This window comes from Paenibacillus silvae (assembly GCF_014639235.1).
GTDB lineage: Bacteria > Bacillota > Bacilli > Paenibacillales > Paenibacillaceae > Paenibacillus > Paenibacillus silvae.
Window position 1 is genome coordinate 749,407 of sequence record NZ_BMFU01000001.1, and the last position, 19,989, is coordinate 769,395.

22 protein-coding genes are annotated in these 19,989 nt (G+C 47.2%); all 22 read right to left on the reverse strand.

Translation table 11 applies throughout. The annotated features are described in order from the left end of the window. Positions 1-44: 44 nt before the first annotated feature. A complete protein-coding gene (gene dnaG, locus IEW26_RS03375; protein ID WP_111271935.1) occupies positions 45-1,865 on the reverse strand; it encodes a DNA primase in 1,821 nt (606 codons plus the stop codon). A gap of 47 nt (positions 1,866-1,912) precedes the next feature. After that, positions 1,913-2,380 (reverse strand): YaiI/YqxD family protein, encoded by a 468-nt coding sequence (locus tag IEW26_RS03380; protein WP_373288405.1) that lies wholly within the window; start codon positions 2,378-2,380, stop codon positions 1,913-1,915. 231 nt (positions 2,381-2,611) lie between these two features. After that, positions 2,612-4,687: a glycine--tRNA ligase subunit beta gene (gene glyS / locus IEW26_RS03385; protein WP_188591243.1), complete on the reverse strand. Its 2,076-nt coding sequence runs from the start codon at positions 4,685-4,687 to the stop codon at positions 2,612-2,614. Continuing rightward, the gene (gene glyQ / locus IEW26_RS03390) at positions 4,680-5,567 is read right to left on the reverse strand and encodes a glycine--tRNA ligase subunit alpha (protein ID WP_111271881.1); all 888 of its coding nucleotides are present in this window, start codon (positions 5,565-5,567) and stop codon (positions 4,680-4,682) included. The genes glyS and glyQ overlap by 8 nt, the downstream gene beginning before the upstream one ends. After that, positions 5,515-5,751: a hypothetical protein gene (locus IEW26_RS03395; protein ID WP_188591244.1), complete on the reverse strand. Its 237-nt coding sequence runs from the start codon at positions 5,749-5,751 to the stop codon at positions 5,515-5,517. Before IEW26_RS03395 ends, glyQ begins: the two co-directional genes overlap by 53 nt. A gap of 189 nt (positions 5,752-5,940) precedes the next feature. After that, on the reverse strand, positions 5,941-6,693 hold the full coding sequence (recO, locus tag IEW26_RS03400) for a DNA repair protein RecO (protein WP_188591245.1): 753 nt from the start codon (positions 6,691-6,693) through the stop codon (positions 5,941-5,943). A 33-nt stretch (positions 6,694-6,726) separates the two neighbouring features. Continuing rightward, the gene (locus IEW26_RS03405; protein WP_110897984.1) at positions 6,727-6,867 is read right to left on the reverse strand and encodes a YqzL family protein; all 141 of its coding nucleotides are present in this window, start codon (positions 6,865-6,867) and stop codon (positions 6,727-6,729) included. Between the two features lie 128 nt (positions 6,868-6,995). Continuing rightward, positions 6,996-7,895, reverse strand: coding sequence for a GTPase Era (gene era, locus IEW26_RS03410; RefSeq protein WP_145404110.1), 900 nt, complete (start codon positions 7,893-7,895; stop codon positions 6,996-6,998). 31 nt (positions 7,896-7,926) lie between these two features. Continuing rightward, positions 7,927-8,340: a cytidine deaminase gene (locus tag IEW26_RS03415; RefSeq protein ID WP_188591246.1), complete on the reverse strand. Its 414-nt coding sequence runs from the start codon at positions 8,338-8,340 to the stop codon at positions 7,927-7,929. 351 nt (positions 8,341-8,691) lie between these two features. Further along, the gene (locus tag IEW26_RS03420; RefSeq protein ID WP_145404112.1) at positions 8,692-9,063 is read right to left on the reverse strand and encodes a diacylglycerol kinase family protein; all 372 of its coding nucleotides are present in this window, start codon (positions 9,061-9,063) and stop codon (positions 8,692-8,694) included. After that, positions 9,063-9,560 carry an rRNA maturation RNase YbeY gene (gene ybeY / locus IEW26_RS03425; protein ID WP_184182280.1) on the reverse strand — a complete coding sequence of 166 codons (498 nt, stop codon included), beginning with the start codon at positions 9,558-9,560 and terminating at the stop codon, positions 9,063-9,065. The genes IEW26_RS03420 and ybeY overlap by 1 nt, the downstream gene beginning before the upstream one ends. A gap of 33 nt (positions 9,561-9,593) precedes the next feature. Next, the gene (locus IEW26_RS03430; protein WP_188591666.1) at positions 9,594-11,843 is read right to left on the reverse strand and encodes an HD family phosphohydrolase; all 2,250 of its coding nucleotides are present in this window, start codon (positions 11,841-11,843) and stop codon (positions 9,594-9,596) included. A gap of 16 nt (positions 11,844-11,859) precedes the next feature. Beyond that, positions 11,860-12,831: a PhoH family protein gene (locus IEW26_RS03435; protein ID WP_188591247.1), complete on the reverse strand. Its 972-nt coding sequence runs from the start codon at positions 12,829-12,831 to the stop codon at positions 11,860-11,862. Between the two features lie 6 nt (positions 12,832-12,837). Then, a complete protein-coding gene (gene yqfD, locus IEW26_RS03440) occupies positions 12,838-14,031 on the reverse strand; it encodes a sporulation protein YqfD (protein WP_188591248.1) in 1,194 nt (397 codons plus the stop codon). After that, the gene (gene yqfC, locus IEW26_RS03445; RefSeq protein WP_145404117.1) at positions 14,028-14,321 is read right to left on the reverse strand and encodes a sporulation protein YqfC; all 294 of its coding nucleotides are present in this window, start codon (positions 14,319-14,321) and stop codon (positions 14,028-14,030) included. The genes yqfD and yqfC overlap by 4 nt, the downstream gene beginning before the upstream one ends. Before the next feature lie 239 nt (positions 14,322-14,560). After that, complete coding sequence (locus IEW26_RS03450) at positions 14,561-15,163, reverse strand: YqfB family membrane protein (RefSeq protein WP_188591249.1); 603 nt, start codon at positions 15,161-15,163, stop codon at positions 14,561-14,563. 13 nt (positions 15,164-15,176) lie between these two features. Next, positions 15,177-16,184: a flotillin-like protein FloA gene (gene floA / locus IEW26_RS03455; protein ID WP_188591250.1), complete on the reverse strand. Its 1,008-nt coding sequence runs from the start codon at positions 16,182-16,184 to the stop codon at positions 15,177-15,179. A gap of 165 nt (positions 16,185-16,349) precedes the next feature. After that, complete coding sequence (locus IEW26_RS03460) at positions 16,350-17,675, reverse strand: NfeD family protein (RefSeq protein ID WP_188591667.1); 1,326 nt, start codon at positions 17,673-17,675, stop codon at positions 16,350-16,352. 282 nt (positions 17,676-17,957) lie between these two features. Then, positions 17,958-18,401 carry a GatB/YqeY domain-containing protein gene (locus tag IEW26_RS03465; RefSeq protein WP_111271870.1) on the reverse strand — a complete coding sequence of 148 codons (444 nt, stop codon included), beginning with the start codon at positions 18,399-18,401 and terminating at the stop codon, positions 17,958-17,960. Positions 18,402-18,416: 15 nt separating this feature from the next. Continuing rightward, on the reverse strand, positions 18,417-18,590 hold the full coding sequence (rpsU, locus tag IEW26_RS03470) for a 30S ribosomal protein S21 (RefSeq protein WP_005547957.1): 174 nt from the start codon (positions 18,588-18,590) through the stop codon (positions 18,417-18,419). 178 nt (positions 18,591-18,768) lie between these two features. Further along, a complete protein-coding gene (locus IEW26_RS03475) occupies positions 18,769-19,128 on the reverse strand; it encodes a histidine triad nucleotide-binding protein (protein ID WP_145404119.1) in 360 nt (119 codons plus the stop codon). A gap of 463 nt (positions 19,129-19,591) precedes the next feature. Continuing rightward, positions 19,592-19,936, reverse strand: coding sequence for a hypothetical protein (locus IEW26_RS03485; protein WP_373288407.1), 345 nt, complete (start codon positions 19,934-19,936; stop codon positions 19,592-19,594). Between the last annotated feature and the right edge of the window lie 53 nt (positions 19,937-19,989).

Genomic DNA, 19,989 nt, shown 5'->3' on the forward strand with positions numbered 1-19,989 from the left:
ACTCGACTCCCTCCTCCCTAGAAACATCCGAGTAATCTAGATGTTCACTGTCTCTCTAGGGCAATCATCTCAAGTGCAATTTGTGCCGCGCGTACAGAATCACCTGCCCGCTCTGCAGCAATCATTTCCTCTTTCTTCAGGTCGTACTCTTTTTTGCGCGGATACTTCAGAACTTCCCTGATACAATCGTCAAGCACTTGAACACTCCATTCACCTGGACCATCCATCATCGAGATTGAGCTGACCGTCTTTTCCAGACGATCATCATGCAGAGAAGACATAAAACGGCTTGTATCCGGCGGTTTGCCTTGCGCGTAATAGGCATATAGATAAGCAGCAATAGCTGCATGATCATCCAAGTTAAAGGCTTCTCCAAGATGTTCATTGACGTACTGGGCTGCTTCATCATCCTGCAGCATCCAGGCGATCAGCTTGCGCTCAGCAGAATGGTAAGCCGGCAACAGATTGGGTGTAGGCACATGCCTATTTTGTTGCCTACCATTATTCCACCTTTTCGTGTTATTATCCCCATAATCCTCGTTATTTTTCATTGCTTCCCGTTCCTCGTTACATTCTTGCTTCAATGTCTCGAAGGATACATCAACTTCAGCCGCAAGTTCACGAAGATATACTTCACGCTCCGTCGGTGAAGACAGAGGAGCAATCAGTTTTACTGCTTCTTTGGAATAGGCGATCTGACCGCCGCCTTCTAGCAGTATATGGTTTTTTTTAAGGTTTATAAGCTTAAATTTTGTAGTTGTTACGGCACCGTCCACAATCTGGTTACGGAATCGTTCACCGCCGTGCTTTCGAATAAAATCATCCGGATCAAGTCCCTCAGGAATGAGCGCGATCTTCACCTGTAATCCGGCTTCCTCCAAGATGGGAAAGTTCTTCATGGCAGCGGCCTGTCCAGCCCGGTCGCCATCATAACACAGAATGACCTCATCACACATGCCTTTGATCATCAAAGCCTGATTTTCCGTAAGCGCCGTTCCCATAGCAGCGACACCATTCTGAACGTCCTGATCCCATGCAGAGATTACATCACCATAACCTTCAAACAAAATAACTTGTCTCTGTTTGCGTATTGCATTTTTGGCCTGGTGCAGATTGTAGAGAACACGACCTTTATTGAACAACCGGGTTTCCGGAGAGTTCAGATATTTAGGCTGGCCTTCTCCCAATATACGGCCCGCAAATGCAATCGGCTTACCGCTCCTGCCATGGATGGGGAACATGATTCGGTCTCTGAACTTGTCCACATATCCATGACCTTCACTTCGCTCTGAAAGAAGTCCGCCCCGCTCCATCTCTTCCAGCGGATATTCTCGCTTCTCCAGAAATTGTACCAGCGTATCCCAACGATTGGGTGCATATCCAATCTGGAACTGATCAATCAATTTGTCACCAATTCCGCGTGAGCGTAAATATTCCATAGCCGCCTTACCATGCTCTGTATTTTTCAATAGAAAATGATACAGCTTCGCGGTAAGCTCATAAGCCTCCAGCAGACGTGCCGTCTCCGGATTCACATGAGCTGCTTCACGTCCCTGCCAGTCACCCATGGAGATGTGACTTTCTTCTGCCATCGTTTTGACAGCCTCGGGAAAGGATAATCCTTCGATTTCCATCCTGAATTTGATGGCGTTTCCGCCCGTGCCGCATCCGTAGCAATAGAAAATCTGTTTCTCGGGTGTAACAGTGAACGAAGGCGTCTTCTCGGAATGAAAAGGGCAGAGGCCTTTCATATACTTCCCCTGCTTGGTCAGATGTACAAATCGGCTTACCGTATCGACGATATCATGTTGCTGCAATACCGATTCAATAATACTTTCGGGTATACCGCCTTGTCCGTTACTCATCTCGGCCACCTTCATCTCTTCTAACACGTAAATATAATTCGATAAACTTACACATTCTCCTGCAAATCTTTCAAAAGTTTTGTCAGTTTATGTTGAAAAATTTCTCGATCCTGCTCTGTGAAGGGCTTTGGCCCCTTCCCATAATGACCTCGGCGTCTGGCTTTGGCCGCAGTATGGCGAGAATCAAGCATAAAATCAATATCCCGGTCATTAAATTCACGACCTCTAAACGACAGAACATAACAACGTTTACCAAGTGCAAGCGCTGCAAGTCCATAATCCTGGGTTATGACCACATCATATGGCTTGATGTGATTTGCAATATACAAGTCTGCACTTTGATCACTGCGATCCACCTGCACGGTTCGTACGCCTTCTCCTCCTTGCAGCAAATGATCAAAGGAAGATACCATCAGCACAGGAATATTAAAAAGACGTGCGGTGCTGACAATCTCGGTCTTGACCGGGCACGCATCTCCATCCACAACGATGTGATTTATATTCAATTCACTCAAACCCAAACCACCCGGTTTCATAAAATAACTGCATAATGGTAATATACGACCTTTGCCATTCAAATTCCTTCTGCGTCCAATGGAGAAAAACAAAGTCTAAAATACGGAGCGGTTGTTTTAAGGCAAATTCTACAATCCGCTCCGTATATTTATACCCTCATGTATCCTTCTTTAATACTGATCATGTGCAGCTGTCGTACTTTGTAACGTGAATTGCAGTTACAGCACAATTTAGCCTACCAATTTGGAGAAGTCTGCAAAACCTTTCAAATCCTGATCAATGGCAGCAAGCAGTGCAAGGCGATTCGCACGAATCGCTTCATCTTCAGCCATAACCATGACAGAATCGAAGAATACCGTAATCGCAGCCTTCCAAGCGGAAGCGACAGATAATGCTTCTGCAGCATTGTGCTTAGCAAGTGCATCACGATAGGCTGCATTCGTTTGATTCCAGGCATCAAACAGCTGACGCTCTCCCTCTTCTGTAAACATTTCAGGATGTACAGAAGCGTTGGATGCTTTGGCCGCCAGATTTCCGACACGATTGAAGGACTCCACCGTTGTTTTGAACTCTTCTCCTGACAATACAGCTTTCATCAGTGCCTCACCTTTAGGAACGATCGCACTGATATCGTCGAACCCGGAAGCAATGACCGCATCCACGACGTCATATCGTACCGTTTCGGACAGCAATTTTTTCACACGTAATGCGAAGAAGTCCTGGAGGTCTTTACGAACCTCTGCGTCTGCACGTTTCAACAGATTCATCTGAGCATGTACTTCAAGCGCAGCCCCAAATACATCGGACAAGGTCAGCGGAAGCTGATGATCCAGCAGTATTTGTACAATGCCCGCTGCCTGACGGCGAAGTGCATAAGGGTCTTGAGATCCTGTAGGGATAATATTAATAGAGAAGCAGCCTACAATCGTATCGATTTTATCTGCCGCACTAACGATGGCTCCAACGAGAGATGCAGGAGACTGGTCTCCGGCGAAGCGTGGCTGGTAGTGTTCAAATACAGCCTTGGCAACCTCTTCTTTTTCACCAGCTTTGCGGGCATAATCTTCACCCATTACACCTTGCAGCTCAGGGAATTCCCCAACCATCAGCGTCACAAGGTCAAATTTGCAAATATCTGCGGATCTGCTAACCGCTTGAGCTGTATCTGCCGACACCTGCAGCTTTGCAGCCAGACTATCAGCAATTTTACGAATACGGCGTACTTTGTCCCCAACTGTACCGAGTTCTTCCTGGAACACGATGCTTTCGAGCTTGGACAAAGCATCCTTAATCTCCAGCTTCTGATCTTCCTCGTAAAAGAACTTCGCATCGGACAGACGGGCGCGCAGCACCTTTTCGTTCCCCTTAGCGATGACATCCAGTGAATCACTGCCTCCGTTACGAACCGTAACAAAGTACGGCAGCAGCTGACCTTCCTGATTCAGTACCGGGAAATAACGCTGGTGCTCACGCATTGATGTAATCAGCACTTCCTGTGGAATGTTCAGGAAAGAGGAATCAAATGTGCCAAACAGTACCGTTGGCGTCTCAACCAGGAAGAGCACCTCTTCCAGCAAATCTTCCTTGATGGCGATATTCCAGCTTTTCTCGGCAGCCAGTGCTTCAATCTGGGACACAATCATCTGTTCACGTTCCTGAATATCTGCAATAACATGCTGGGTGCGCAATACTTCCACATAAGCGGAAGGCTCGGACACAACAGCTTCACTGCCCAGAAAGCGATGTCCGCGCGTAACGTTGCCTGATTTGACCCCCGTTACTTCAAGTTCAATTACTTCGGTTCCAAACAGCGCTACAATCCAGCGAATTGGACGAACAAATTTGAAGTCATAGGACGCCCAGCGCATAAATTTCGGAAAAGTCATCGCATGCAGAACGGAAAGCAGTCCTTCGCCAATCACTGAAGCCGTATCTACGCCTTTGCTGCTTTTGGTTGCATAAATGTATTCGACACCATTCAGCTCTCTGAATGTGAACTGATCCGGTTCCACACCTTGACTGCGCGCGAATCCGAGCGCTGCCTTACTCCAGCTGCCGCTGTCATCCAGCGCAATTTTACGGGAAGGGCCTTTAACTTCTTCCTCCACATCCTCCTGTTTCTCAGCAACATTCTGGATCAGAACTGCAAGACGACGAGGTGTAGCATAGGCCTTAACTTCACCATACGCAATACGGGATGCATCGAGCCATTTCACGATGCGTTCTTCAAGCTGTGCAATGGCTGCGCGCATGAAACGTGCAGGCACTTCTTCCAAACCAATTTCAAACAGCAGATCTTTAGACATTCTCGGCTCCCCCTTTCTTGATCAGCGGGAAGCCCAGCTTCTCGCGCTCTTCCACATATGTCGCTGCCACTTGACGAGCAAGGTTGCGAACACGTGTAATATATCCTGTTCGTTCAGTTACACTAATCGCTCCCCGTGCATCCAGCAGGTTAAAAGTATGTGAGCATTTCAGCACATAATCATAAGCCGGGAAAACCAGGTGCTGTGCCATTGCTTTGTTTGCTTCTTCCTCATACATATTAAAAAGAGTGAACAGCATTTTAACGTCAGAAACTTCAAACGTATATTTGGAATGCTCATACTCAGGCTGACGGAACACATCTCCATATGCGATGCCTTCTACCCACTCCAGATCAAATACATTTTCTTTTTCCTGTATGTAAGAAGCAAGTCGCTCCATACCATACGTAATCTCCACAGCTACCGGATTCGTCTCAATTCCACCGACCTGCTGGAAATACGTAAATTGCGTAATCTCCATACCATCCAGCCATACTTCCCAGCCAAGTCCTGCGCAGCCAAGCGAAGGATTCTCCCAGTTGTCTTCCACAAACCGAATGTCATGCTTGAGCGGGTCGATCCCCAGACGTTTCAAACTTTCCAGATAGATCTCCTGAATGTTGTCCGGGGAAGGCTTGATAATGACCTGGAACTGGTGATGCTGATAGAGCCGGTTCGGGTTTTCTCCATATCGTCCGTCTGACGGACGGCGAGAAGGCTCAACATAAGCCACTTTCCATGGTTCTGGTCCAAGTGAACGCAAAAAGGTCATCGGGTTCATCGTGCCTGCCCCTTTTTCCGTGTCATATGGCTGAACGATAATACAGTTATGCTCGGCCCAGAATTGCTGCAGCGTCAAGATCATCTGCTGAAAATTCATAATCATGCTCCTTTTCGGTTGGTTTGTTAACAAGCGTAGAAGAAGTCCAGTCCATAATAAACAGCCCTCGCCCTACGCCTGATATACAGACGTAGGGACGAGAGCTGTTCCCGCGGTTCCACCCTACTTGGCCTGAGTCAAACAACAATAAATTGTCTGCTCCAACCCACTTTTCCGTGTCCATTCATGCTCCCGAGTGCCCTGTTCACAAACCGATTCAATCAGGCTCCCACCGTCCCTGACTCGCTTGTCATTCTGAATCCAGCTTCCTACTTTCTCGTTCAATGCATGTCTCCAAAAAGAGAATTTATACTTTATAATATATAAAATCAAATATGAAGTCAACACAAATTTTAAGAGTGCTTTACACAAGTCATATCCCGTACTTCTCCATCTGATCCAGAAAAGAGCGGGATTTAAGGTGAAGACCAAGCTGATAATCCATAAAAGCCCGCATGACTTTTTTAATTTCATTACGGGTTGACTCGCTCACCGATATATTTCCCAAACGCTGTAGATCCAGCTGTCCAAACAAGCGCAGCAGCTTTAACGTTTTTGAGCTGACAGGCATTGCTGGCGGATCAAAATGTTTGCATGCTCTGCACAGAACACCCCCGAGTCTGGGACTAATAAATAGCTGCTCATCGGGCCGTTCATGGTTGCAGGAGATACATTCAAGCAGCTGCGGACCATAACCAGCTGCCTGTAATATTTTCATCTCATACAAACTAATAATAATGGCAGGGTCCTTATCTTCCTTCAATGCCTGCAGACAAGCTTTCAATTGTTTGAACCAGAACGCACCGGTCTCTTCATCCTGAAGCACCCGATCCAGCAGCTCACATGCATAGGAAGCATAAGCCGCCTTCACCAGATCCTCTCGCAGCTCATGATTGGATTCAATAATCTCGCCTGCATTCAGTGTGCCGAGACCTGTATTACGAAAATAAACATATTGACCATACGTAAACGGCTGCACCAGTGCAGCATGCCGACTTTTTGGCTTTTTCGCACCCCGGACGAGAACTCCTGCTTTTCCGCCACTTTCGGTACAAAGCGTAACAATTTTATTACCCTCGCCGTAGTCCATGCTGCGGATGACAATGCCTTCCACCCTGTATAGCATGCCTCGTCACCTAACCATTCCTGAATCAGCCTATCAAGCTTCAGCTTCTTCGTCTTCATTCACTTCCCTTGCAGTATCCGACTCCTGACCTGACGAGTTACACGTCTCGGTATATAACAAATAGGATTCAACATCCCCTGTCATCGCAAATACCTTCCATGAAAAATCCCGCATCGGAAATTCATCCTCTCTTCGGAAATGACGTCTGGTTCTACCCGATAGGATGGAGCCTTGCAAGGGAAACTATGTGTTGCAATTAATGGATATGAAAATCACTACCGTAGTCTCACGATTTCATGAAGTTATTCACGTCCAAAACCAAGATCCCGCAGCACACGGTCCTGATTTCTCCAGTCTTTTTTCACTTTGACCCACAGATCCATAAAGATTCTGGAGCCAAGCAGATTTTGGATATCCTGACGCGCCCGCTTGCCCACTTCTTTTAACAAAGCTCCCTGCTTGCCGATGATGATGCCTTTCTGTGAATCACGTTCAACAAAGATAACGGCCGATATATAAACTACCCCATTATCCTGTACTTTCATGTCTTCGATTGTTACTGCGATGGAGTGAGGAACTTCCTCACGAGTCATTTGCAAAATTTTCTCACGAATCAATTCTGCGCATACAAACTGCTCAGGGTGATCCGTTACCTGATCGTCCGGATAATACTGCGGCCCTTCAGGCAAATACTTGCCGATCTGCTCAAGCAGTGTGCTCACATTGCTGCCAAGCATCGCCGAAACAGGCACGATTTCTGCAAAATCATGCAGCTTGCGATATTCTTCGATCAGCGGCAGGAGAGCTTCCGGTGCTATTTTATCAATCTTGTTCATTACAAGAATGACCGGAGTGCGCACACTTTTCAATTGCTCGGCGATGTAACGATCTCCGCCTCCCATGCCTTCTGAAGCATCGATCAGGAACAAAGCCGCCTCTACCTCACCAAGGGTGTTGAGAGCCGTTTCATTCATGTAGTCGCCAAGCTTGGATTGACGTTTGTGAATGCCCGGCGTGTCCAGAAATACAATCTGCTTTTCCTCGGACGTGTATACTCCATGAATTTTGTTGCGTGTGGTTTGCGGCTTGTCCGACATAATTGCGATTTTTTGCCCGATTACCTGATTCATCAAGGTAGACTTGCCTACATTAGGACGTCCGATGATCGCGACAAATCCGGATTTGAATGCTTGCTTTTTCATATGGTCCTCCTCAGGCGCCTAGGCCTGGAATTTATTTTTTAACATTGTTCAGATCTGAGGGCCCAAAAGCCCATGGCAGAAGCTCTGCCACTGTTGTTTCTAACAGGTCACCCTTTAAGTTTCCCAAAATGACTTTCATGTCTGGCTCACACAGCTCATACATGACTTGGCGGCATACCCCGCAAGGGGCAATCGGCCCTTCCGTATCTCCGACAATCGCCATCGCCTTAAAGCTGCGAGGTTTCTGTCCTCCTGCGATGGCACTGAACATTGCGGTACGCTCCGCACAGTTTCCCGGTGTGTACGCGGCATTTTCAATATTGCACCCATGGTGCACATGACCTTCACTATCAAGCAGTGCTGCGCCTACCCCGAAATGGGAATATGGCGTGTACGCTTTCGTACGTGCCTTTATTGCTTCTTGCATTAACAAGCCATTATCCATTAGTTTTTCTCTCCTTAGGGTGTGTATAAACTGTGAGCTCATTTCGTTAAGCTGATTAGACCGTTTGGATTACACGTGCCACTCCGATGACAGAACAAGCTTTCGATCGCTGTTATCCCCGGATTTTTTTCATCACTTTTTCCAAAGTGAAAATCCGGTGATAAAGGCGAGCGCTCCGCTTCTCCAGCTTTTTTCTGTCCTCTCCGTTATGGTGTAAGTTCAACAGAAATCAGCTTAAAGGCAGATTCACACTTTATTGGTGTGTGTCGTTTAAAGATTCAAAGCTTGAAAACCCGTTTGGATTACACGTGCCACTCCGAAGACAGAATAAGCTTTCGATCGCTGTTATCCTCATAAGAGACCCAGCCAGGTCATCACAGGTTTCAGGAAAACAAAACATCCAATGATGACGGCGAACACCGCAGCCAGCAGTACAGCCCCGGCAGCGGTGTCTTTTGCCGCTTTTGCGAGCGGATGGATATGCGGCTGTGCCAGGTCAACGGCTGCTTCTACCGCTGTATTCATCAATTCCGTAACGATAACCATAAATACGGCTGTTAGTACAAACATCCAATCCGTTCTCGAAATGTTGAAAAAAAATCCGGCTCCACACATCAAAATGGCTACTCCAGTGTGAACTCTAACATTCCGCTGCGTTCGCAAGCCGTATGCAATTCCTTCCAGAGCATTCAGGAATACGAGACCCCAGGAGCGCCTTTTCATTATCGTGTCAACCCGGCTTGAGCAAGGACAGCTTCCTGTTTGCCCATCATTTCCGCTTCGCTGGCCTCATCCTGATGGTCGTAACCAAGGAGGTGCAGGAAACCGTGTACAAACAAAAACCCTAACTCACGCTCAAATGAATGCCCGTACTCCTCACTTTGCAAGATGGTCCGGGGAACGGAAATAATGATATCGCCAAGAACATCAGGCATCTCTTCCATTTCCTCGTCCTCATCAAGCTCATAGATAATATCCAGTTCTTCATCCACGGTTTCATTCATGGCAAAGGACAGCACATCTGTAGGACGGTCAATGCCTCGGTAATCACGGTTCAGCTCATGAATCTGCTCATCGTTAACAAACGTGAGTGCAACCTCTCCTTCAGTAATGCCTTCTGCTTCACCGGCAATAGCCAGCAGCTGCTCTAGCATCGCGATCATTGGCTCCGTAATTTCTTTATCCTGTTGTTCATTATTCCATGCGAGGTTAAGACTCATTCCTTCATAACTCCTGTCTGCTCGTAATATTGATCAGCCGGCTTCAGGTGATGTCGGCTTTGGTTTCTTGATTTCTTCCGGATATTCGATTCTGGAATGGAAAATCCCCATCACCGTTTCCTTCAACGTTTTGGCGACGATATCCAGCTCACGCATCGTAAGATCACAATCGTTGAACTGATGATCATCGAGACGTCCCTTGATAATTTTCTCAATCATAGACTCGACCTGCTCCACCGTTGGCTTACGCAGTGAGCGAACCGCCGCTTCAACACTATCCGCTATACCCACAATAGCAGATTCCTTGGACTGCGCCTTCGGGCCAGGATAGCGAAAATCCTCTTCCGTGAAATCAGGTTCAATTCCGGCCTCCTCTGCCTGACGCAATGCCTTATGGTAGAAGTAGTGCAAAAACGTTGTCCCATGATGCTGTTCGGCAATGTCACGAATCGGCTTGGGCAGCTTATAGTCCTTCTGCATCTCTACACCATCCCTTGCATGAGCAACAATAATAGACTTGCTCAACTTGGGATCAATCGAATCATGCGGATTCTCCATATTGTTCTGATTCTCTATAAAATAGACAGGCCGCTTGGTCTTGCCGATATCATGATAATACGAGCCGACACGACATAGCAATCCGTTAGCCCCTATCGCTTCCGCTGCCGCTTCGGATAAATTGCCCACCATGACGCTGTGGTGATACGTGCCTGGTGTCTCCGTAAGTAACTTGCGAAGCAAAGGATGGTTGGGATTGGAGAGCTCCACCAGCTTGAGAGCGGACAAGATGCCAAATGACGTTTCAAAAAACGGCATTAATCCGATAACCAGAATTGCTGTAAGCACCCCGCCTGCAAAAGCGTACCCGATACCATATAACGCGGTTGTACGATTCCAGTCACCTGTATCAATCAGAGCGAGTGTAAATACCGCCAATGACCCAAAGAGGCAGACCATAATGGCCCCCTTCAAGATGGTCGAGCGCTGACTCGCACGATGTGTAGCAAAGATCGCCACAAACGAAACAACAATGGCAAAGAATCCAAGCTCAAAGTCGAAAAGCTGCCCCTGATGTGTATTCAGAATGATACTGGACAACAGTCCGATCAGGATGGAGCATACAAAAGCAAGTGTTGTATCCAGCAGCAACGCAATCAGCATGGCTCCCACGGCCACCGGAGCGAGAAAACCGATAAACGGTCGTTCATTCGTCTGAATTACTGCTGTGACATGCATGACTACAATTGTGATCATAAAAATAATAACAAGCATAAGCAGCTGAGCGTTATTATATTTGAAATGTGTCCCGCTGCTCTGCTGAATAAACATCAAAATCCCCGCTGACAGCATGCATGAGAACAGAAGTAATCCCAGCTGCGGCCAGTAGTTAACTTCATTTTTCAGCAGATCATTCTCACTAAGCAGTGCATACATTTCAGGAGTAATCAGCTCCCCTTTGGCTACCAGCGTATCCCCCTGCTTAATAAACACCGTAGGTGTATTTTCACGTGCCTGGACCTTCGCTTCCTTGGTGCCATCTTCATCGTAAAAACGGTTGGCGGTAACTACCAGGCGTGTGAGCTCCTGCACCACTTCCCGCTGTGTACGTTTGCTGAGTGAGCTCGCACTGACCATCTCTGCCACTTTGGCACGCGCCGTTGTCGCCTCGCTAACCTGATCGGTCATTAATCTGGCGACGATATTCCGCGCAACAGGCTTCATCTCCTGAATGTCATCCGAAGTCAGACGAGAGATTTTGATGTATGTCTCCTCAGGAATACGATAGCTCTGCTCCTGCACCACGTTTCGAATCTCTTCGAGCAGCGTGTCAGAGTATGTACCTGTTTTCCGATTATTATTAATAAAATTAGACACAAAATCCTTTTGGCGCTGCGGAATTTCATCCCGGTAGATATCAATTTTGTCCTGACTTGAGATCTGATCATCCTGATTTAAACGATCGATACGATCAAGCAGCGTGGTCATCAGGTTTTCGTTACGCATCGTCACGATCTGATATATCGGCTGTACTCGCTCTGCTGCTTCTTCCTGAGCCTTGAGTGTAGCCTTGTTATTCGGAATCTGCATCGGGGCAGCAATATCCACTTCACTGCGTGTGCCTTCCTGAATATCATATCGTTCTGGTAACAGCTTTGAAGAAAGACTCACATAAAAGAGAAGCACTAAAAACAAAAAGAGAAGATAGCGTGCCCACACGCTATACTTCCATCCTGTCGCTCTATTCTGAAAAGATTTGCCTTTTGACATTTCTTTCGAGGTCACTTTAGACAATCCCTTTCTATGCTTGGTTTTCTGCGGCGTTGTTGTAAGCCACGATAATTTTCTGGACAAGAGAATGCCGGACAACATCCTGCTCAGCGAAATGCACAAATCCGATTTCCTGAACTTCACTCAGAATTGCACTCGCTTCCACCAGTCCTGATTTTTTGCCGCGCGGTAAATCTATTTGTGTTACGTCTCCGGTAATGACCATTTTGGAGCCAAAGCCGAGACGAGTCAGAAACATTTTCATCTGTTCAGGCGTTGTGTTCTGCGCTTCATCCAGAATGATAAAGGAATCATCCAGTGTACGTCCGCGCATATAAGCCAGAGGAGCGATTTCAATCAGTCCGCGTTCCAGAGCCTTCGCCGTCTGCTCCTGCCCCATCACATCGTAGAGCGCGTCATACAGCGGTCTCAGGTACGGGTCTACTTTCTCCTGAAGATCCCCAGGAAGGAAGCCCAAACTTTCACCCGCTTCAACCGCAGGCCGTGTCAGCACGATGCGTTTCACACTGCCTTCTTTGAGCGCAGCTACAGCCAGCACAACAGCCAGATAGGTTTTACCCGTTCCGGCAGGTCCGATCCCGAATACGATATCTCTCTTTTTGATCGTTGTGACATAGTGCTTCTGTCCAATCGTTTTTACACGAATCGGCTTCCCGCGATATGTCGTTGTAATTTCACCCTTGAATAGATCCAGCAGCTGATCTGCACGCAACTCCTTGGCAAGCTCGATAGCATACAGGACATCTCGTTCAGTTAACACATACCCGTTACGGATCAATTGTAATAAAACATCAAATAATTGTTCAAGTGATTCTACATGCTGCGCAGTACCAAAGATATTAATCTCTGCTTCGCGTGATGCGATCTGGGCAGGAATTTCGTTCTCAATCAGTTTCAGAAAAATATCTTGGGGTCCGAATAGTGCTTGACCCTCTCCCGCACTCTGGAGCGAGATTTGTATGCTGCGTGTTTGCTCTGACAAATATCCTCATTCTCCTTGACTATGGACTAACGGAAGTTCTTCCGCGATGCTTTCTTCCACTTCAAATAATACTTTCATATAAACTTTACCATTCTCTTTCTTCTCATGCAAAATTTTTTCACTTAAAATTTTCGTTCCTTTGCCGTTTTTGGCTAAAATATCGTTTCGCGCCCCCTCCAAACCTTTCGTTTTGGCCCAGGTCACCGTCTGTTCTTCCTGATGAAAGCTTGTTTCCATATCCTTCTCCGTCATCCACCCCATAGGCAGGTTGAAGGAACGCCATGTCAGCGGCTTGTGATAGGTTTCTGTATCATATGATTTGAAGGGTGTATTCCCATAACCCCATAATTGAATAGCCCAGTCCCCCAGCACCACATAAAAACGTTCTTTGCTCTCCCCCGTCATCGTTTGATGTTTCTGAAGAAGCGGCACCTGGATATCATACTCCCGCCATACCATTCCGCGAACTTCTCCTTTGGCAACAATCGTTTTAGTGTTCTCCTCATCACCGAGAATACCCGAGATCAGCACTTGTCCTTTCTTCACACGCATGTCCTTCTGCACAACAGGGCGTCCCTGTTCCGCATAAATCCGGGTGACTACAGCATCCGACTTACTAATGAGATGTCTGGGGCTCAGCAAAGGTTCACGCTTGGGCTGTGCCGACTCTACCACCTGGATGGTAACACTTGTCCCCTCTTTGGTTACGCCAACCCAGGTTACATCCGGGAGTGCAAGTGCCAGCTGCCTTGAGAGCTTGTCCTGACTTCCCATTCGAAATGACCATTGGAAAGGATAAATGCCCTCCTTTTTGGCTGCGGCCAGCACTTCGTCTGTCGGAATTCTTACATTGCCTTTGACATCCACATTCCAGACCATGGAGGATAATGCAAATAGCGCTGCCATAAAAAACACCATGCCCAAGACAAAAAACTTCCTGCGCAGGAGCCGAGCCGCAAAAAAGGGAAAACCGCTGCGGTGCGTGATTTTCACTCTGCAGCCTGTCCCTTTTACGATGGGGCGCAGTCTGAAAAAATGCGGAAGCAAGATGCTCATCTCCGCCTGGCGTCCATCCTGCGCACGCAAATCCCATACACTTAGTCTCTGTTCGGTGATCATGTTGATTAACGTCTCGATATCTCCGCCTGTAACCTTAATCCGTACGGCGCCTCGCAATTTATACAGACTTGGCTGCTTCATTCGTTCCCCTCCACTCCATTCATATGAATATCCAGAATCGTACCTTCTACAGCTACTTCATCCGGCAAAATGTTACGTATAACCAAGGCACTGCCTTTGATCTCCAACTGGCCTTGTGACAGGGCGAGCACAATGCGATTCGGCGTGAAATGAATCACACCCCGATGATTTTCTATATACAGCTGCTTGCTGCCGATCAGGGTTAACCGTGGCATATCATAAAGCACATCCTGCGGCAGATCGAGCACCTCACTGGTCCATCTGCGCAGCTTGCGGCTGATCCGGGTCATTCGAAGGTCTTCCCCCTTCCTCTACAGTTCAACTTATGCGCAAATTCAGGGAATTATGAAGAATCGGCGAGCGGTTAGGTACTTATTTTGCAGAAAATACAAACATACGAAAAAAAGCCTTCTCCGGGAGCACATTACTCACCAGAAAAGGCTTCGTTTCAACTTTCACTTAAAAGGTTTCATCTGAACGTTTACTCTAAAGGCTTCATATCGGCATTCATCGGATCACTCACCACAAACTACAGCTTACCTCTTGTACCGAATGGCTGCTTCGCGCGCGGAGCACCAAGCACCTCTGCCCAAAGCACACCTGTGCGAATATCCTCGGCACGAAGACGCGAGCTGCCTGAATCCGAAGTATCCGTATCTTCTACACTTGAACCCGACACAGCAGGAAGACCTCCTGAGGTAATACGATTCAGTCTATCCTGAATTAGACGTTGCTGCTCTTCCATCTTGCGCATCTGCTCATCCACCGAGCTGCGCATGCTGTCCAGTGACTGTTCACGACTGAAATCATCCCCTTGGCGAGAGGATGCAGCAGGCTCGGAGTAAGGCTGATCATAACGCTCATCATATTGGTCATCATAGCGCTCATCGTCATAGCGTTCATCATACTTTTCCTCATATCGACGGTCATCCGCTCTGGATGGCTGCTGCGGAGGAGCATTGTCTACGCGACGATTGCGGTCTTCACCGCCGCCAAATGTTGGCATTCCGTTACCAGGACGCTTCTGATTCGGATTGGCCGACTTACCCAGCTTGCCCAGGAATGAAAAAAGTACAAAGGCCGCAACGGCTACCACATACAGATTATTAAATATCCATTCGAATAGGCTCATATGCATTCACCGCCTATCTTCCGTTTTTGGAATCACCCTGATCGCTGGAATTCGAACCTTCAGCAGGTTTTCCCAAAGTACTGCGCATCTGAGTATCTGCTTCAATGTTTTTCAGATTCATATAATCCATCACGCCAATCTTACCGCTACGGAGTGCTTCAGACATAGCAAGTGGTACTTGAGACTCGGACTCTACGACACGCGCTCTCATCTCAACAACGCGCGCTTTCATCTCTTGCTCTTGGGCTACGGCCATCGCACGACGCTCTTCTGCTTTTGCCTGTGCAATACGTTTATCGGCTTCAGCCTGCTCGGTTTGCAAGAAGGCACCAATGTTTTTACCTACATCTACGTCCGCGATATCGATGGACAAAATTTCAAATGCAGTACCCGCATCAAGCCCTTTGGACAAAACGGTACGAGAGATCAAATCCGGGTTTTCCAAAACGTCTTTGTGAGAATTCGAGGAACCGTTCGTACTTACAATACCTTCGCCGACACGGGCGATAATCGTTTCTTCACCAGCACCACCGACGAGTCGATCAATGTTGGCACGAACCGTAACACGCGCTCTGACTTTTACTTCAATACCGTCTTTGGCAACCGCAGATACGATCGGCGTTTCAATAACACGCGGGTTAACACTCATCTGCACGGCTTGCAGTACGTCACGACCCGCAAGGTCGATCGCTGCGGCACGTTCGAATTCGAGTGGAATATTTGCACGCTGTGCAGCAATAAGTGCGTTTACAACGCGGTCAACGTTACCACCCGCCAGGAAGTGACTCTCGAGCTGATTAATATTCAGTCCAAGACCTGCTTTTGTTGCTTTGATTAACGGGTTAACAATTCGGCTAGGGGTTACACGTCTCAATCTCATCGCGACCAGTGTAATAATACCGATTCGTACACCGGATGCGATGGCCGAAATCCAGAGCATAACCGGGAAAAAACTGAAAAATACGCTCAACACGATAATAGCCAGCACCGCGATGAGCAGAATCGTAATCATTGGGTCCATAAATTAAATTCCTCCGTTTGCAATAAGTTTTTTTGAAAAAAAGAGCATCAGAACTGACGCTGTACACATGCGCTGCTGAAGCATGCTTCCACCCTATTGCCCGCATGTCGGCAATGTGGTTATGTACACGGCCGAAGCGATCATCTCACTTCGGCCATTGCAGAATTACACAGGCAATGCCTGTTGTACAACAATTCGGGTACCTTCCGCTTTGATTACGATAATTGGCGTATCCACAGGAATGAAGCCGCCATCCGTAACCACATCGATCCGTTCACCATCAAACATCGCCGTGCCTGCTGGACGAAGCGGAGTCAAACTGATGCCCTGCATGCCAATCAGCTCCTTGCGCTCTGTTGCCGAGGAATACCCGCGATCAGCAGACAATCGCTCACTTAATATAAACCGGTTCCATATTCCTCTGTCTTTGAACACAATCGCAATGATGGCTACAACGACAAGTGCGGCTCCAAAGGCAATGCCAAGAGATACAAAGGCATCACTTGTATCATAGGCTGCCCGTACTACACCAGCCACCAGCGCAATCGATCCCACAATGCCCAGAATACCAAAGCTTGGGATAAACATCTCCAGAATCATCATCACGAGCCCGATCGTAAATAATACCCATGTTTCCGCTCCGGCAAACCCCGCAATGTAGTTGCCAGAGAAATAAAGAACAAAACATACAATACCAACGATTCCCGGTACGCCAAAGCCAGGAACGATAAGCTCAATGATGACACCGGCAATACCGATAAACAGCAATATCGTCATCACAATCGGATTGGTCAGAAAAGTGGAAATGTTCTCCGCAGTCGTGCGTTCCATCTTGAACACATCTCCTTGACCATACCCAAGCCAGCTTGCCGCTTCTTCCGGTGTATTGCTGATATGATCCGCATATCCTACCTTCAGCGCTTCTTCAGCGGAGAGAGCAATAATTTCACCTTTTTGCTTGGTTTTATTGATCTCCGGCATCTCGACTACGATGTTGACATCCGTCATGCCTGCCGCAATATCACTATCCCGACCGCTCTTCTCGGCAGCTCCCTGCATTTTGCTTTTCCAGAAGGCTACCAGCTTCGGATCATCCACATGTTTGCCTGTGCTATCCACCATGGCAGCAGCCCCGATCATACTTCCGGGCGACATTACGATCTTATCTGCATTCAGCGCTAAAAAACTCCCGGCTGACGCAGCATCACCGCGAACAAATGCCACGGTTTCGATCGGGCTTTCTTTAATCATCAAACCGAGCTTTTCAGCTGTATCGACACGGCCTCCCGGCGTATTGATATCGAGAACGATCAAGCCAGCGTTCATTTTCTCTGCTTCCTTGAATCCGCGCTCCATAAATTTGCCTAACCCCTGCTCGATTGGTTTATCAACCGGAATAATATATACGGCGCCGCTTTTTTCAGCTGCTTGCGCTGACGGTATTCCAATCCAGAGAGGAAGCAAAAGCGTCAGCAGCATCAAGAGCAGCATGGACCCCGTAAGCTTCTTCCGGCGCTTTCCCTTCACAATAGTCCCTCCTTTTCCAATAATGTTATACTGTCCAGCTTATGGTATTTATTACGCACAAAGCAAGCTTGCGTTTCAAAAACTTTAAATTATATTTGAATGCATACGTAAATGCAAGAAATATATACCCATAATCATGAATAAAACCCATTTTCTATAATTAGTTATGTATTTTCAGTGAAAGCCACTGCAGAACCATTGAAAAAACACCCCCTGACAAGTCAGGAGGTGTTTATAGAATTTGCTTTATTGCAGAAATTGTTGAACTGCTTGATTAACCAGTTTGCCGTCCGCTTTACCTTTTACTTTAGGCATAAGGGCCGCCATCACTTTCCCCATCTCTGCTTTCGAAGAAGCACCGGTTTCCTGGATGGTCTGCTGTACAATAACTTTAATTTCTTCTTCGGTAAGCTGTTCAGGAAGATACTGGATAAGTATTTCAATTTCCGCTTCGGCATTTGCCGCGAGTTCTTCGCGACCTGCTTTGCCAAATTCCTGGAGGGCATCTTTGCGCTGTTTGATTTCACGACTCAGGATATCAAGCACTTCGTTGTCATCCAAATCTCTTTTCAAATCTATTTCAAGATTCTTGATCGTCGAACGAATCAACCGAATGGTGGAGAGTCTGAACTTGTCCTTACTCTTCATCGCTTGCTTCATATCTTCGTTCAATCGTTCGCTAAGATTCATGTAGTTAAAATCCTCCTAAAACTTTCTCTTACGAGCAGCCTCGGACTTTTTCTTGCGCTTTACGCTTGGCTTCTCATAATGCTTACGTTTCTTCACCTCAGCCAATACGCCATCTTTAGCGATGGAACGTTTAAAGCGACGAAGTGCAGCATCAATAGTCTCGTTTTTGCGAACTTTAGTTTCAGACACCAGTTTTCCCTCCCTCCGACCAGACCGTCCAAGAGCAATAACACGGTTCATCATCTTTCATTATAGGCGAAAGGCAATAAAAGTGTCAACCTTAACGTGATCCCTTAATATTAGCTGAGCGGCAGAAGTTTTTCAAGTCCAAAACAAGAAAAGTTGCTAAATTGCATTCTTCTGGCTCTTATCGATGTGAATCAGACAAACTTGTGAGCGCGCCCATACGAGCACCGCCCAGCAAATGATAGTGTAAATGATGCACAGTCTGCTCACCGTCGCGGCCGCAATTGTTAATCAGGCGATATCCCGATTCCTTGATTCCAAGCCGGTTTGCCGCCTCTTGCGCAGCTGCGTGCATCTCCCCGATCAAGGGCAGATCTTCTGCAGTTACGTCATTCATCGAAGCGATATGCTTCTTCGGAATGACCAGCACATGGGTTGGAGCCGCTGGCTGAATGTCATGAAAAACGATGACATGATCATTCTCCAATACTTTGTTGGAGGGAATGGTGCCCTCTACAATTTTGCAAAACAAGCAATCCATCGTACAATCCCTCCTTCCTTTGAGTTCAAATTTATGTATTCCTTTATATCATACTAAAAGTAAAATGCTACGTCCAATGCTGCCCCGTCACGATTTAATCAGTTGATCTAGGGTGTGTCTGAAAACGCTGAAGGATGCAGAGTTTGCCGAATTTTCGTTCCAAGCCAGGAAGTTTACCGCAGGCGTGCCGGGCACGCCAAGGGAAAATGAGGCAGCAGGGGGCGAAAAGGTGGTAAAAGATGCACTTCAGTAGGTTTCAAGACACGCCCTAAATAAAATACTCCGTTTCATCCGTTTTCCGGCTGTATGTCAGTTCCCCCCTGTTGTATGGAAAAAGAAAAGCCACACCCTGAGGCCAACAATGCTCTTGACCGGGTATGACCTTGATTAAGTTTTCTTGTTTGCTTGGTCAGCTTTTGTGCATACTTTCTCCATATCTGATACAGCTATAATTCCGCAATGCTTAATAATAAGGAAGCAGCGTTAATGCCGTAAGCGCAAATAAAGGCAGTACGAGCCGGTTAAAACGTCTGCGTCCATATCCATAGTACGGGTACGGACCAGGATAGCCATATCCAGGATAGAATCCGCGGGCTTGAGCCCCCGGATAATGAACAACAGGCATCATATTCGGCCCCATGTTGGCGTGGGCTGCCATACCTTCGTTTCCAACCGGCACTGCCAGATAAATCATCTCATCATCCACATTCTCTACAATGCCGTCATAATACGAGCCATCGTTCATCTGAATGCATACGTACCGATGGATGTGATCCTTACACAGTTTCTTTGCTTCCGCTTTATCCACACTTAACGCCTCCCAGTTCAACTCATCTTCTCCCCTCATCGTATTCAGGGCTG